Below are 14726 nucleotides of genomic sequence, written 5' to 3'. Positions count from 1 at the left end.
TATTAAGTTTCCCAATAAAAACAAGGCGCCGCGGCGCGCGGAAACTTCCGAATAACCAACCGGCTGAATTCATGAATAACACTAACAAGCTTGAACCAAGCGCGCCGCTCCAATTGTGGGGCGGCCTCGAATGCACAGTCAATCGCGTCTACGACGATTATCACAGCCAGATGGACCGCAATGGCCACGCCCACCGGCTCGACGACATTGCCCAGTTTGCCGCGCTCGGCATCCGCGCGATCCGCTACCCGATCCTGTGGGAACGCACCGCGCCCAACGGCATCGCCGATGCCGACTGGGAATGGCCCGACGAGCGCCTGCCGGCGCTGCGCGACGCCGGCATCAACCCGATCGTCGGCCTGGTGCACCACGGCAGCGGCCCGCGCCACACCAGCCTGGTCGACCCGGCCTTCGCGCCGCAGCTGGCCGACTACGCCGGCGCCGTCGCCCAGCGCTATCCGTGGGTCGAGTACTACACCCCGGTCAACGAGCCGCTCACCACCGCGCGCTTCTCCGGCCTGTATGGCCTCTGGTATCCCCACGGCCGCGACGACCTGACGTTCCTGAAAGCCTTGCTGATCCAGTGCCGCGGCGTGGTGCTGTCGATGCAGGAGATTCGCAAGCACAATCCGGACGCCAAGCTGGTGCAGACCGATGACCTCGGAAAAACCTACAGCACCCGCGAGATGGCCGACGCCGCCGCGTTCTACAACGAACGGCGCTGGCTGGGCTGGGACCTGCTGTGCGGCATGGTTGGCCCGGACCACGCCTTATGGAACTACCTGATCGACAGCGGCATCCCGGAGACCGAGATTCTCTGGTTCCGCGATCATCCCTGCCCTCCCGACATCATCGGCGTCAATTATTACGTTACCAGCGAGCGCTGGCTCGATCACCGGCCCGAGCGCTACCCGGAGCACCACCGCGGCAACATCGCTGGCGTGCCCTGCGCGGATATCGAGTGCGCACGCGTGCTGGCAACGCCAACGGCCGGCATCGGCCCGCTCCTGCAAGAAGCATGGGACCGCTATCAGATTCCGCTGGCCGTCACCGAGGCGCACATCGACGCCAACCGCGAAGACCAGCTGCGCTGGCTGCTCGAAATCTGGGAAGCCGGCAAGCAGGCCCAGCTCAACGGCGTGGATATCCGCGCGATCACGGTCTGGGCGCTGCTCGGCTCGTTCGACTGGAACAGTCTCGTCACACGCAACCACGGCTATTACGAATCGGGGCCGTTCGATGTGCGCTCGCCCGAGCCGCGTCCAACCGCCCTGGCGCACATGATGCGCGAGCTGGCCGACGGTACGCCGCTGTCGCACCCGGTATTGCGCGGCCAGGGATGGTGGCGCCGCACCGAGCGCTTCGTGTGCCAGCCGGTCGCCACGCCGCTGGCGCTGACCTCGATCTCCGCCGATGGCCATCGCCTGGTAGGCAAACAGGTGCGCCCTATCCTGATCACCGGCGCGACCGGCACGCTGGGGCGCGCGTTCGCACGGCTGTGCCGCGAGCGCAGCCTGGCCTACCAGCTGCTTGGCCGCCACGACATGGACATTGCCGACCCTGATTCGGTCGAGCGCGCGATGGACCGCTACAAGCCATGGGCGGTGGTCAATGCGTCGGGCTATGTGCGGGTCGACGATGCCGAGACCGATATCGAACGCTGCTTCCGCGAAAATGCCCATGGCCCCGCGGTGCTGGCGGCGTCATGCGCACGCCACGGCGTACACCTGACCACCTTCTCCAGCGACCTGGTGTTCGACGGGCGCCAGAATGACCCGTATGTCGAGAGTGACCGGGTGTCGCCGATCAATATCTATGGCAAGAGCAAGGTGCAGGCTGAAACCTCGGTGCTGGAACGGCATCCGGGCGCGCTGGTCGTACGCACCAGTTCGTTCTTCGGACCGTGGGACCAGCACAATTTCGTCAACCAGGCGTTGCATGCACTGGGCGGCGGCGCGGCCTTCAAGGCGGCCAGCGACATCGTGGTCTCGCCGACCTATGTGCCGGACCTGGTCAACACCTGCCTGGACTTGATGATCGACCGCGAATGTGGCGTGTGGCACCTGACCAACGGCCATCCGATCAGCTGGGTGGAGCTGGCCAACAAGGCGGCCGGACTGGCCGGCGTGGATGCGGGCCGGCTCGAAGCGCAGCCGGGGTCAATGATTGCCTATGCGGCGCCGCGGCCGCTGTACACGGCGCTGCATAGCGAACGAGCGATGCTGCTGCCGACGCTCGATGATGCGCTGGGCAGGTTCCTGATGCAGCGCGGCGAGCCGATGCAGGATGAGGTGGCGTGTTATCCGGCGCCGGTGGCCAGGTAAATCCCAGCCATTCGGCGTCGACGTGATGCACGCGGATGCGCACTGCGTGCTTATCCGCCCTGCCGCCCGTGGCGAAGCGTAGGGCGGATCAGGCCGCAGGCCCCATCCGCCGAATTGCGCCCTGAACTTTTTCCAAGCCTCTTCCCCCGGTCGACGTTATAGAATAGATATCGGGGTGTCCGTCATTTTGCGCGCCCTCGACGATCCACCATCAAGAGGCCCGACCCAGTGCAAGAGCAACATGCCTTCCCGTTCCTGCGGGAGATACTTCTGTTCCTGACCCTTGCGGGCATCCTCATTCCACTGCTGCAGCGATTCCGCATCAGCCAGGTCCTCGGCTTCCTCGCTGTCGGCGCCCTGCTCGGTCCGTTCGGACTGGCCCTGTTCGCCAACGACGTCCCCTGGCTCAGTTACCTGACCTTCCCGAATTCCGACGGCATCAAACTGCTTGGCGAACTGGGCGTGATATTTCTGATGTTCATGATCGGGCTGGAACTGTCGGCCGCGCGCCTCTGGGCGCTACGCAAATGGGTATTTGGCGCCGGCGTCGCCCAGGTGGGCCTGTGCGCGGCCCTGATCGGCGGTGCGGTGCTGCTGCTCGGCCACCCGGTCGAGACCGCGATCATCCTCGGCTTCGTGCTGTCCTTGTCGTCCACCGCGGTGGTGATGCAGCTGATGAACGAGAGCCATACCTCAACGACGCCGCTCGGCCTTGCCGGGTTTTCCGTGCTGATGCTGCAGGACCTGGCCGTGGTGCCCCTGCTGATCCTGATCGGCGCGATGAGCCAGAGCACCGGCGCCGACCCGACCTGGCTGATCGCCGGCGCCATGCTCAAGGCCGCCATTGCCGTCACGCTGATCTACCTGGTCGGCGGCCGCCTGCTGCATCCGCTGTTCCGCACCTTCGCCCGCCAGCGCCAGCCAGATGTATTCATGGCCCTGATCCTGCTGGCGACGCTGGGCATCGCCGGCTTGTCCGCGATGGCCGGCCTGTCGATGGCGCTGGGCGCGCTGATCGCCGGCCTGCTGCTGGCCGAAACCGAGTTCAAACATGAAATCGAAATGATGATCGAGCCCTTCAAGGGCTTGCTGATGGGCTTGTTCTTCATGACGGTCGGCATGGGCATGGACGTTCGCCAAATTGCGCTCAATCCGCTCTGGCTGGCGTCTGCCGTGCTCGGCCTGGTCGCGCTGAAGGCCGGCGTGGTGGCCGCCTTGTTCCGCTTCGGCGGCCTCGGTCGCGGCCGCGCGATCGAAGGCGGACTGATGCTCGCCCAAGGCGGCGAGTTTGCCTTTATCGCGATCGCCTATGCGATCGCCGGCAACCTGGTCGCGCCCGAACTCGGCCAGCTCGTGGTGCTCACGGTCGGCCTGACCCTGTTCATCACGCCGATGCTCACGCGCCTTGGCCGCATGATCGGCGACCGCTGGGAGCACCACGAAGACACGCTGCTCGCGGCCCAGGATGGCGTGGCGCTGGAACAGGTGCGCAAACGCATCATCATTGCCGGATACGGCCGGGTCGGCCAGCAGCTCGGCAAACTGCTGACCGCACAGAACATTCCGTTTGTGGCGTTCGAGAACAATGCCAAGCTGGTCGCCAAGATGCGCGCTCTCAACTTGCCGGTATTCTTTGGCGACGCGTCGCGCACCGAACTGCTGCGCCGCGTCGATGCCGGCTCGGCACCGGCCATCGTGCTGACGATGGACCATCCGATCGCGGCGCTGCAGGCAGTGCGCGGGATCCGCCGCGAGTTCCCCGACGTGCCGCTGCTGGCACGCTCGCGCGACGCCCGCCATGCGCTGGCGCTCAAGCAGGCCGGCGCCACGACCGTGGTGCCGGAAACGCTGGAAGCGAGCCTGCAGCTATCGGCATCGGTCCTGACGACCATCGGTATCGAGGAACAGGACATCGACCGCATCATCGACGACGAACGCGACCTGTTCAGCGCCACGCTGACGCGGGATGCCCAACTGCGGCAGCCGCAATCGCAGCTATAATCTGACCCGATCGCAACCAGAACCCGACCTTATGACACAAGAAACCCCGAAGGCGCTGGACCATATCCGCGTGCTTGATTTGTCGCGCGTACTGGCCGGCCCGTGGTGCTCGCAGAACCTGGCCGACCTCGGCGCCGACGTGATCAAGATCGAGCGTCCCGGCGTCGGCGACGACACCCGCGCCTGGGGCCCGCCGTACGCGAAAGATGCCGACGGCAACAACACAACCGAAGCGGCGTACTACCTCGCCGCCAACCGCGGCAAGCGATCCGTGACCGTCGACATCGCCAGCAGCGAGGGCCAGGCGATCCTGCGCGAACTGGCGCGCGACGCCGACGTCGTACTGGAGAACTACAAGGTCGGCCAGCTGAAACGTTACGGCCTCGATTACGACAGCCTGAAGGAAGTCAATCCGGACATCGTCTACTGCTCGGTGACCGGCTTCGGCCAGGACGGGCCGTACGCACACCGCGCCGGCTACGACTTCCTGATCCAGGGCATGGGCGGCCTGATGTCGGTGACGGGCGAGCGCGATGACCTGCCCGGCGGCGGCCCGCAGAAGGCCGGCGTTGCGATCACCGACCTGATGACCGGCATGTATGCGACGGTGGCGGTGCTTGCCGCGCTGATGCACCGCGACCGCACCGGCGAAGGCCAGCATATCGACATGGCGCTGCTCGACACGCAAGTGGCGATGCTGGCCAACATGGGCAGCAATTACCTCAACAGCGGCAAGCCGCCCAAGCGTTGGGGCAACGCCCATGCCAACATCGTTCCCTACCAGACCTTCGCCTGCGCCGACGGCCACATCATCGTGGCGACCGGCAATGACGGGCAGTATCAGAAATTTGTCGACGCCGGCCAGCGGCCCGACCTGGGCGCCGACCCGCGCTTTGCCACCAATCCTTTGCGCGTACAGCACCGCGACGAACTGGTGCCGCTGCTGGCCGAGATGGTCAAGACGCGCAGCCGCGCCGAATGGATCAGCCTGCTGGAAGAAGTCGGCGTGCCTTGCGGGCCGATCAACGACCTCGCCGAGGTGTTCGACAACCCGCAAGTCAAGGCGCGCGGCGTGGCATTCGAGATGGACCACCCCGCCGCGGGCAAGGTCAAGCTGGTACGCAGCCCGATGAAGATGTCGGTGACGCCGGCCATCGCAGAGCTGCCGCCGCCCATGCTCGGCCAGCATACCGACGAGGTACTGCGCAACTTGCTCGGGCGTGACGACGCCGCCATCGCGGCCCTGCGCAACAAGGGCGTCATTTAACCCGGGTACCCGTGGCGGGACGCAACTTGCGCCCCGCCGCTTACCGCTAATGCAGCTGGTGCTTCAAGTCGGATAGTTCGTCGTGGACACGGGTAACGACCGCCGCCACCTGAGGGTTGACCGCGCCCTGGTTACGGCACACGCGCTTGGCTTCATCACCGATCGATTCCAGATCGTCCACACACTGGCGGATGCGCGATTCATCCTGCGACTGGATGACTTGCTGGGCAGCGCTGGTCTCGCGATCGAGGCGCTGGATGCATTCTTTCAATTCCATTGGGATACTGGTCTCGGACTGCAGCGTTTGCGATGCCTGGCCAATTGCTTGTTGAATACTGCTGAACCTTTTCTGAATTTCCGATGATTGCAACATTTCAGCCTCCATACGTGAACTGGCACTGAAGTATGCCAGCGTATTAGACCGCCTCGCTTGTGGAAAGGTTCGGAAAAGCGGGCGCGGCGTCCAGCGGCGCCAGCCGGCGCAAGCGCAGTGCGATCAGCATGCCTAGGCCAAGCGTGACCAGCAACAACGAAACCAGGCCGGTCCATCCAGCCGCGCCCCATGCCAGTCCTGCCAGCGACCCGACCAGGCTTGAGCCCAGGTAATAGAAAAACAGGTAGAGCGCCGAGGCCAGCGCCTGTGGCGCGCGGGCACGCCTGCCGACCCAGCTGCTGGCCACCGAATGCGAGGCGAAGAAGCCGAAGGTGGCCAGCGCCATGCCCGCCACCAGAATGATCAGCTCGCCCGACAGCGTCAGCGCCAGCCCGGCCATCGTCAGGCCCATCATCATCCACAACACCTTGCGGCGGCCCATCCGGTCGGCCAGCCGGCCGGCCCATACCGAACTGAACATACCGGTCAGGTACAGCACCGACAGCAAGCCGACCGCCGTTTGTCCAAGCCCGAACGGCGCCGCCAGCAGGCGGTAGCTAATGTAGTTGTACAAGCTGACGAACACGCCCATCAGCAAGAAGCCGAGCGCGAACAGCCACGGCAGGCCTTCGTCGCGCAGGTGCATGCGGGCGCCGTCGCATAGCGCCTTGAGGCCTGGGCGAGCGGGACGGAAGTTGCGCGAATCAGGCAGGCTGCGCCAGAACTCCCAGCCGGCGTACAGGCCGGCCAGGCCAAGGCCGAACAGCGCGAAGCGCCACGATGAAACATCGGCGACGACCGACGTGAGCACGCGCGACGACATGCCGCCCAGGGCGGAGCCGCCAATGTACATGCCCATCGACACGCCCAGCGACTGCGGCGCGATTTCTTCACCCAGGTAAGCCATCGCCACCGCCGGCATGCCGCCGAGCGCGACGCCCAGCAGCGCCCGCAGCACCAGCAGCTGGGTGAAGTCCTGGGCGAACGCGCACAGCAGCGTGCAGGCCCCGCCGCCGACCATCGAGGCCGTCATCAGCGCCTTGCGGCCGATGCGGTCGGACAGCGCGCCGCCCAGCACCAGCGAAATCGCCATGGTCAGCGTCGATATCGACAATACCCAGCTGCTTTCGGCTGCGGACAGCGTGAACTGCTGCGCCATCAAAGGCATCAACGGCTGCACGCAGTACAGCAGCGCGAAGATCGAGAAGCCGCCGAACAGCATGCCGCGGTTGATGCGCCTGGCGTGCAAGGTTGCGGAGCTGGCGACGGTGGACATGGTTTGTTCCTGCAAATGAATGGTGAATTCATCTTAGGATTGCGCATTAATACTGTCCAATATATATTTAATGGACTAATCATCTGAAAAATCAATTACTCATGGAACTGCGCCACCTGCGCTACTTCATCGCAGTTGCCGAAGAGCTGCATTTCACGCGCGCTGCCGAACGCCTGCACATTGGCCAGCCGCCGCTCAGCCAGGCGATCCAGGCGCTCGAGGCCGACATCGGCGCGCAGCTGTTCGCGCGCACCAAACGCTCGGTGCGGCTGACGGAGGCGGGCAAGCTGTTCCTGACGGATGCACGGCGCATCCTGGCGCTATCCGAGCAAGCCGGCGCAACGGCGCGGCGCGCAGAACGCGGCGAGGCTGGCCAATTGCGCGTCGGCTTCACCTTCTCGACGCCGCTCACGCCGCTGTTTGCGGCGGTGATCAACCGCTACCGGCGCGCCTACCCCCACGTCACCCTCACCCTGCATGAGATGGCGACCTTGCGCCAGCTCGACGGACTAACGCAGCGCACGATTGACCTGGGCTTCATCCGCCCGCCGGACCGCAGCCATGGCGAGGAGCTGAAGCTGACGCCGATGCGCGAGGATCCGCTGGTCGCGGTACTCCCGACCACGCTGGCGCTCGCCCGCAAAAAGACGATCGCCATGCGCGACCTGGAAGGCATGCCGTTCGTGATGTATCCGGCCGGTGCCGGCACCGGCATCTATCCGCAGATTTTCCGGCTCTGCCGCGAGGCCGGCTTCGTGCCGAACGTCGCGCTGGAAGCTGGCGAGGCCTCGACGATCATCGGGCTGGTCGCGGCAGGCTGCGGCGTGTCGCTGTTGCCCAAGGCCTTCGACCGGATCAGGATGGACGGGGTGTGCTACCGGCCGATCGCCGACGAGGCGGCGACCACGACCTTGCTGCTGGCGCAGCGCGGCGACGAGGTGTCGCCGCTGGTGGAAGCATTTGTCGCGCTGGCCATGGATGCGGCGCGCGACTAGGCGCAACGACGGCGGCTGTGCCTGTCGGCCGCATGCGCGCGCCAGCGGACTTATTTCGGCTTGCCTTTCGACGACCAATACACGCTGACGATCTTCCATTTGTTGTCGGCGACCTTCAGCATCTGCCACGCTTCGAGCCCGTGGTTGATGACCTTGTCGCCGATCCGGAAATCGAAATCGAACAGCACGAACGCGATATGCCGGTCCTGCGTAATGCGCACGTTGTAGAAGCGCTCTTCCACCATTTGCTTTTCGGTCTTGATGAACTCCGCGAAGTCGGGATAGCCGGTAATTGGACTGAGCCCGTCGAAGTTGACGTCGATCGTTTCGCGGACCTTCGCAATACCCTCAGGGTTCGCCGGGCTCGCCCACAAGATATTCGAGTTCAGCATCAGCGACGACAGCAGCTTGACGTCCTTGGTCTTGAGGGCCGTCTGGAAGTCCTGCACCACCTTGTTGATGGCGGCGATATCCTCAGGCGTGCTGTCATACTTCCCCACATGGGCGGGACCATCGGCGGCAAACACGGGGGGGCAGATCAGGGCGGCAGCCAGAACGGCGGCGCGGAAGAAAACGGACATCGGACACTCCTGGTTGACTGGAGCGCCGATGCTAACCCGGGGTTAAGCGATAGGCAACAAGTAGTTACTACGCATAATCCGCATCCAGTTCGGAGCCCGCGTAGTTCTCCAGCTCGGCGAACAACGTCTTCATCGCCGTGCGGCCCTGGATCTTCTGGATCACCGTGCAGTGCTCGCGATACGACGCGATGCGGTCGGCCAGCACCGCCTGGTGCTGCGCCGGTATCTTCGCCATCAGCTCGGCCCAGCCAGCCTCGTAGTCAGGCTTGTTCTTGCGCACCGACGCCACCAGGCGCTCGAAATCCTTCTGGCCGGTCTTGGCGACGATGCGCCCGCCGCCTTCGATTGCGAAGATCACCGCCAGCGCGATCACGCCTTCGGCATTCAGGTCGGCCTCATTGATCGGGCCTTCGTAGTGGTGGCGGCGCAGCCAGTTGGCGGCGCGCACGATCGCTTGCACGCCCTTGCGCTGCACCAGCTGGATCTCGTAGCGTTCCGGCCCCGACCAGTTCTGGTTCGGGTCGGCGCTGCAGATGTCGACGAACAGCTCCTTCAGGCGGCGCTGCATGTACACAGGGTCGTTGTCGTATTCGCCGACCAGCGAATCTTCCGGCAGCGCGGCCAGGTCGCGGACCATGCGGAAGCCGACCTGGAACGCGTGCTCGGCGCCCTCCTCGACCAGGTAGTCGAGCGCGGCTTCCTCGTCGCCGTCCTGCACGTCATGCTCGATGCCGAGCGAGACGCAGCCGACCGTCAAGAAGTAGGCGCGCTGGATGCCTTCGGCGGTTTTATCGTTGGTGAACTTCTCGGCGACCATCGCGGTGATCCCGGCCAGTTCATCGGCCAGTATCGCCGGCTCGTCGCCGTTGTCGCCGGCGCCGAAACAGCGGATCGCGCGCACCAGGCGCGGCAGGCGTTCTACAACGAGTGCTGGCAGCATGGAAGGTTCGGCCATCATGAGAAGATATCGGTGCCGAGGCTCTTGCGCGAGCCGCGCTTCGGCGCCGTGCTGCGCGCCGACGGCACCTGCTTGCGCAGGCGGTACAGCAGTTCGCGCGTCGAGCGCTGCAGGAAGGCCGGCTCGTCGTCCGGGTCGTCCGAGAATTCGGCGTCGGCCAGGTCGGCGCTATGGCGGAAATCCGGGAACAGCTCGAACAGCGCGCGGTCCCAGCCGTCTTCATTGGCTTTGACCAGTTCTACCGCCAGCGGGATGATGTCGCTGTCGGAGGACGAGTGCGCGGTAATGTACGAACCCTTCGAAATGACTTCGCCGGCCAGCTCGAGGATGTCTTTCGGCGCCATCGAGAACAGGATCGCGAACGCGGTCGCGCCGTAGTCGGTGGCCGAGGCTTCGGCCAGCAGCGCATGGCGGCGCTCCTCGTCGTCGGTCGAGAACACCACGCCGTGGATGTGCGCGAACAGCGATTCGGCCACGCGCTCCGGGTCGTCCTCGATCATCTCTTCCGACCAGGTGGCGGCGATGAAGGCCAGGCTGTCGGCCCAGGCCTTGGGCGGCACCAGCAAGGTCGCCAGCGAGGTCTTGCCGCCGTCGAAGCCGGACAGGTGCAGCGCCGTCACTTGCGGCGGCAAGGTGCCCAGCACCTCCGAGACCACCAGGTCGCCATGGGTTTCCGCCGCTTCCGAAAACGCCTGCTCGGCGTGGCCCAGCGAGCCGGCCAGCACCAGCTCGGTCACTTGCTTCGACAGCGCGGGCAGATAGGTTTTTTCGGTCATTATCGGTCTCCGTCCTGGTCGAACATCTGCGCGAAGTCGTCGGTGGCGCCATCGTCGTCGCCGACATCGTCGCCGTCGTCGTTCTCGCCCAGCTTGTCGAACGAGTTGTCCTCTTCTTCCCACATGCGCGGGTGCTTGAACAGGAACGCGGTGATGATGGCCTGGCGCGCCAGGTCCGGGTGGTTCGCGGTCATCGCCGCGTACATCGGCGCGTCGTCGCCCTCGACCGAGGCCATCTCGAATACCTTGGACGGATCGCCGCCTTCGTACTCGTTGGCCTCGCGCAGCAGCCCTTTCGGGTTGCTGAACTTGATGCGGTCGACCAGCGCGAAGCTCATCATGTTGACGTCTTCGATGCCGCCGCCGTCGGTATATTCGCTGACCAGCGCGTTGACCATCATGTCGTAGTTCTTGCGGTTCGGCGGATCGCCCAAAATGCCGTCGATCTGGCCGCCAAGTTCGCGCGACTGGTAGGCAAATTCGGGATGTACTTTTGTCATGATAAAAATCCTGGTGGTGTTGCGTGTATCTGGAGAGCGGCGCCGGGATGGCGCCGGCGGGCTCAGGCTGGCAGCGGAACGCCGTTCAGCTGGAACAGCGAGCGCCACAGCTCATAGGCTTCGGCCTCGGCATCGAGGATGATGCGGTGATTGACGCTCTGGTCGTATTCCTCGCGTTTGGCGCGGTCGGACAAGATTTCATAGGCCTTGGCGACGCTCTTGAAGCGCACCGCCGCCGCTGGGGCGTCGTTGCGGTCGGGGTGATAGCGCATCGCCAGCGAACGGTAGACCTTCTTGATCTCTTCGTCGCTGGCGTTCGGCGCCACGCCCAACACCGCATATAAATTTTCCAATCGAAACTCCCGGCTGTCGCTCAACACATTAAAGCGAGATTATCCTATAGATCACGCCCGGCTGTCAGGGTTGGCGCGCTGGGGCTGCGCGTACGGTAAAATGCAGCAACCTGATTCCACCCTATCTATTTCCATGAGCAACGAGAAAAACAAACCGGACGCGGCGGCGAACGCGCCGGCGTCGAACTTCCTGCGGGCCATTATCGACAACGATATCGCCGCCGGCACCCATGCGCGCCCGGGCCTGCCGCCTGTCATCACGCGCTTCCCGCCGGAGCCGAACGGCTACCTGCACATCGGCCACGCCAAGTCGATCTGCCTCAATTTCGGGCTGGCGCGCGACTACCAGGGCCTGTGCCACCTGCGTTTCGACGACACCAACCCGGCCAAGGAAGAGCAGGAATACGTCGACACCATCATCGACAGCGTCAAATGGCTGGGCTTTTCGTGGGAACAGCAGGGCAAGGACCACCTGTACTACGCCAGCGACTACTTCGACCAGCTCTACGCGATGGCCGAGTACCTGATCACGGCCGGTTTTGCCTATGTCGACAGCCAGAGCGCCGAAGACATGGCCAAAAACCGCGGCAACTTCGGCACGCCGGGCACCAACTCGCCGTTCCGCAACCGCCCGGCCGAGGAATCGCTGGCGCTCTTCCGCGACATGAAGGCCGGCAAGTACAAGGACGGCGAGCACATCCTGCGCGTGAAGATGAGCGAGGACGCGATGGCCGCGCCCAACATGAACCTGCGCGACCCGGCCATCTACCGGATCCGCCATGCGCACCATCACCGCACCGGCGACACCTGGTGCATCTATCCGATGTACGACTACACGCACCCGATTTCGGATGCGCTGGAAAACATCACCCATTCGCTGTGCACGCTCGAGTTCCAGGACCACCGCCCGTTCTACGACTGGCTGCTGGCCACGCTGTCCGAAGGCGGCTTCTTCAAGCAGCCGGTGCCGCGCCAGTACGAATTCGCGCGCATGAACCTGACCTACGTCGTCACCAGCAAGCGCAAGCTGCGCCAGCTGGTCGATGAAAAAATCGTCTCGGGCTGGGACGACCCGTTGATGCCAACCATCGTCGGCTTGCGCCGCCGCGGCTACACGCCGGCATCGATCCAGCTGTTCTGCGAGCGCATCGGCGTCTCGAAGGCCGATGGCTGGATCGACATGAGCACGCTCGAAGGCAGCCTGCGCGACGACCTCGACCCGAAAGCGCCGCGCTGCGCGGCCGTGCTGCGTCCGCTGAAACTCATCATCGACAACTTCCCGGAAGGTCAATCGGTCGAATGCAGCGCGCCGGTCCACCCGCACCTGCCGGAACTGGGCAACCGCAGCTTCCCGATCACCAAAACGCTGTGGATCGAGCAGGAAGACTTCATGGAAGTGCCGAGCAAGGGCTACTTCCGCCTGTTCCCGCCGAACGGCGACACTCCGGGCAGCCGCGTGCGCCTGCGCTACGGCTATGTCATCGAGTGCACCGGCTTTGAAAAGGATGCCGACGGCAAGGTCATCGCCGTACACGCCAACTATTTCGAGGACAGCAAATCGGGCACCGAAGGCGCCAACACCTACAAGGTCAAGGGCAATATCCACTGGGTGTCGGCCGATGCCGCGCTGGCCGCCGAAGTGCGCCTGTACGACCGCCTGTTCCTTGACCCGAATCCGGATGCCGGCGGCAAGGACTTCATGCAGGCGCTGAACCCGAACGCGCTGGAAGTGATCACCGCCTACCTCGAACCAGGCATGAAGGACGCAGTAGCCGACCAGCGCTTCCAGTTCGAACGCCATGGCTACTTCGTGGCCGACCGCGTCGATTCGGCGCCTGGCAAGCCGGTGTTCAACCGCATCACCACCTTGAAGGACAGCTTCGCGAAGTAAGCGGACTGCACTTCCCTGACGGCGCCTTTCACGGCGCCGTTTTTACATCTGTCACTTCTAGCAGCTATGCAGGGCGCGCGCCAACTGCGATGCTGGGGTTTTCCTTCCCCGCGCACGCTCAACTGGAGAGACCATGCTTTCACGATTTATTGCCGGTGCAGCCGCACTGGCATTTTCCGCCCTCGCCAATGCCACCCCGTCGGACGACCTGCACACCGCGCTGGCAGCTGCCATGGCCGGATCCAGGGTGCCCGCCGTCGGCGCGGTCATCTTGCGCAATGGCGCCATCGAGGCACAGGCGGTGCAGGGAGTCAGGCAGGCCGGCGCCAAGCCGGCAGTGGGCGCGGACGATGTCTGGCTGATCGGCTCGACCGGCAAGGTGATGACGGTCGCCATGATTGCGCGCCTGGTAGAACGTGGCGTGCTGTCATGGGAGACGCCGCTCGAGGCCATGCTGCCTGAACTGGCGGCCGGCATGCGCCCCGAATACCGCAAGGCCACCCTGGTGCACCTGCTGTCGCACAACGCCGGCCTGCCGCGCGACCTGCGCAATGAACACACCATGGTGAGGTTTTTTGCCGATGCGCGCCCCACCGCGCGGCAGCGCCTGAGCTTTGTCGCCGCGTCCCTGAAGGACAAGCCGGCGTCAAAGCCCGGCACCTTCAGCTACAGCAACGCTGGCTTCATCGTCGCCGCCGTCATCGCCGAAAAAGCGGCCGGGGCAAGCTATGAACAGTTGATGGAGCGCGAAGTGTTCCAGCCTTTGGGCATGCTGCGGGTTGGCTTCGGCAACACCGGCAAGGGACAGAACCGCGGCCACCAGCGCGGCAGGCCGGCCCTGAAGATGGTCAAGCTGGATGACGGCGCGCCGACCATGTATGCCCCGGCAGGCTTCCTGCACATGAGCCTCGATGCCTGGGCCCGCTTCAACCTCGACCAGCTGGCCGGCGCGGCCGGCAACGGCAAGCTGCTCTCGCGCGCCTCCTACCGGCTGATGCAGACGGCGCAGGCGGACGGCCCCGCCGGGCTGGACTGGGGAGTACAGCCATCGATTGCCGGGCGCGCAGGTCCGGTGCTGGTGCACCAGGGATCGGACGGCAACTGGCTGGCGATTGCCGCCCTGTTCCCGGAACAGGGCAGCGGCGCCCTGGCGGTGGCCAACGCCGGGCCCGGCATGGGCGCCGACCAGGTGCTGATGGGTTTGTTCGGGCAATTGTTTCCGTCGTTGAGCCCGCCTAAAAAGGCGCCCTGACCGGGTCCGCGACGCCACCGCTGCTGGTCGCCATCCATCCCGCCGCGGTGTCATCCGAGGCGGGATTTTTGTTGCAATAAAGCTATAACTCCTTGTGTTTTTATATACCCTATCAATACTAATAGGTCCTTTCGCTTGTAACAGTAGGTAACGTAGGAATACGCCCACCCCCCTTCCTA

Annotated in this window: 13 protein-coding genes; 6 read left to right on the top strand and 7 right to left on the bottom strand. The window is 64.5% G+C overall.

What is annotated here, in order from left to right:
* Positions 1 to 71 precede the first annotated feature (71 nt).
* From I4X03_RS05330 to I4X03_RS05320, 3 genes are all read left to right on the top strand, one after another.
* Positions 72 to 2324: a family 1 glycosylhydrolase gene (locus tag I4X03_RS05330; protein ID WP_223466809.1), complete on the top strand. Its 2253-nt coding sequence runs from the start codon at positions 72 to 74 to the stop codon at positions 2322 to 2324.
* A 228-nt stretch (positions 2325 to 2552) separates the two neighbouring features.
* Positions 2553 to 4325 carry a cation:proton antiporter domain-containing protein gene (locus tag I4X03_RS05325; protein WP_223466802.1) on the top strand — a complete coding sequence of 591 codons (1773 nt, stop codon included), beginning with the start codon at positions 2553 to 2555 and terminating at the stop codon, positions 4323 to 4325.
* Between the two features lie 31 nt (positions 4326 to 4356).
* The gene (locus tag I4X03_RS05320; RefSeq protein ID WP_223466797.1) at positions 4357 to 5592 is read left to right on the top strand and encodes a CaiB/BaiF CoA transferase family protein; all 1236 of its coding nucleotides are present in this window, start codon (positions 4357 to 4359) and stop codon (positions 5590 to 5592) included.
* 46 nt (positions 5593 to 5638) lie between these two features.
* Here the strand turns inward: I4X03_RS05320 and I4X03_RS05315 are convergent, their stop codons facing one another.
* Both I4X03_RS05315 and I4X03_RS05310 read right to left on the bottom strand, forming a co-directional pair.
* Positions 5639 to 5965, bottom strand: a complete 327-nt coding sequence (locus tag I4X03_RS05315) for a hypothetical protein (RefSeq protein WP_223466796.1) — start codon at positions 5963 to 5965, stop codon at positions 5639 to 5641.
* A 43-nt stretch (positions 5966 to 6008) separates the two neighbouring features.
* Positions 6009 to 7241: an MFS transporter gene (locus I4X03_RS05310; RefSeq protein ID WP_223466795.1), complete on the bottom strand. Its 1233-nt coding sequence runs from the start codon at positions 7239 to 7241 to the stop codon at positions 6009 to 6011.
* Positions 7242 to 7342: 101 nt separating this feature from the next.
* Here I4X03_RS05310 and I4X03_RS05305 point away from each other — a divergent pair, with 101 nt between their 5' ends.
* Entirely contained in the window at positions 7343 to 8236 is an 894-nt protein-coding gene (locus I4X03_RS05305; protein WP_223466793.1) for a LysR substrate-binding domain-containing protein, read from the top strand.
* A 50-nt stretch (positions 8237 to 8286) separates the two neighbouring features.
* Here I4X03_RS05305 and I4X03_RS05300 read toward each other — a convergent pair whose 3' ends face one another.
* From I4X03_RS05300 to I4X03_RS05280, 5 genes are all read right to left on the bottom strand, one after another.
* Complete coding sequence (locus tag I4X03_RS05300) at positions 8287 to 8817, bottom strand: Cif family virulence factor (protein WP_223466782.1); 531 nt, start codon at positions 8815 to 8817, stop codon at positions 8287 to 8289.
* A 67-nt stretch (positions 8818 to 8884) separates the two neighbouring features.
* Complete coding sequence (locus I4X03_RS05295; protein WP_223466780.1) at positions 8885 to 9757, bottom strand: hypothetical protein; 873 nt, start codon at positions 9755 to 9757, stop codon at positions 8885 to 8887.
* Between the two features lie 14 nt (positions 9758 to 9771).
* The gene (locus I4X03_RS05290) at positions 9772 to 10551 is read right to left on the bottom strand and encodes a hypothetical protein (protein ID WP_223466778.1); all 780 of its coding nucleotides are present in this window, start codon (positions 10549 to 10551) and stop codon (positions 9772 to 9774) included.
* Complete coding sequence (locus tag I4X03_RS05285; RefSeq protein WP_223466776.1) at positions 10551 to 11051, bottom strand: hypothetical protein; 501 nt, start codon at positions 11049 to 11051, stop codon at positions 10551 to 10553. The genes I4X03_RS05290 and I4X03_RS05285 overlap by 1 nt, the downstream gene beginning before the upstream one ends.
* A gap of 62 nt (positions 11052 to 11113) precedes the next feature.
* Positions 11114 to 11404 (bottom strand): DnaJ domain-containing protein, encoded by a 291-nt coding sequence (locus I4X03_RS05280; RefSeq protein ID WP_223466774.1) that lies wholly within the window; start codon positions 11402 to 11404, stop codon positions 11114 to 11116.
* Positions 11405 to 11537: 133 nt separating this feature from the next.
* On the opposite strand from I4X03_RS05280, the gene I4X03_RS05275 reads away from it, so the two are divergent.
* Positions 11538 to 13295 (top strand): glutamine--tRNA ligase/YqeY domain fusion protein, encoded by a 1758-nt coding sequence (locus I4X03_RS05275; protein ID WP_223466772.1) that lies wholly within the window; start codon positions 11538 to 11540, stop codon positions 13293 to 13295.
* A gap of 133 nt (positions 13296 to 13428) precedes the next feature.
* Positions 13429 to 14547, top strand: a complete 1119-nt coding sequence (locus tag I4X03_RS05270; protein ID WP_223466764.1) for a serine hydrolase domain-containing protein — start codon at positions 13429 to 13431, stop codon at positions 14545 to 14547.
* Positions 14548 to 14726: the final 179 nt, after the last annotated feature.

It is taken from the genome of Massilia soli (genome assembly GCF_016809835.1).
Lineage (GTDB): Bacteria > Pseudomonadota > Gammaproteobacteria > Burkholderiales > Burkholderiaceae_D > Telluria_A > Telluria_A soli.
The sequence above is the reverse complement of the archived record's forward strand: the minus strand, read 5'-3'. Positions and strand labels throughout refer to the sequence as shown.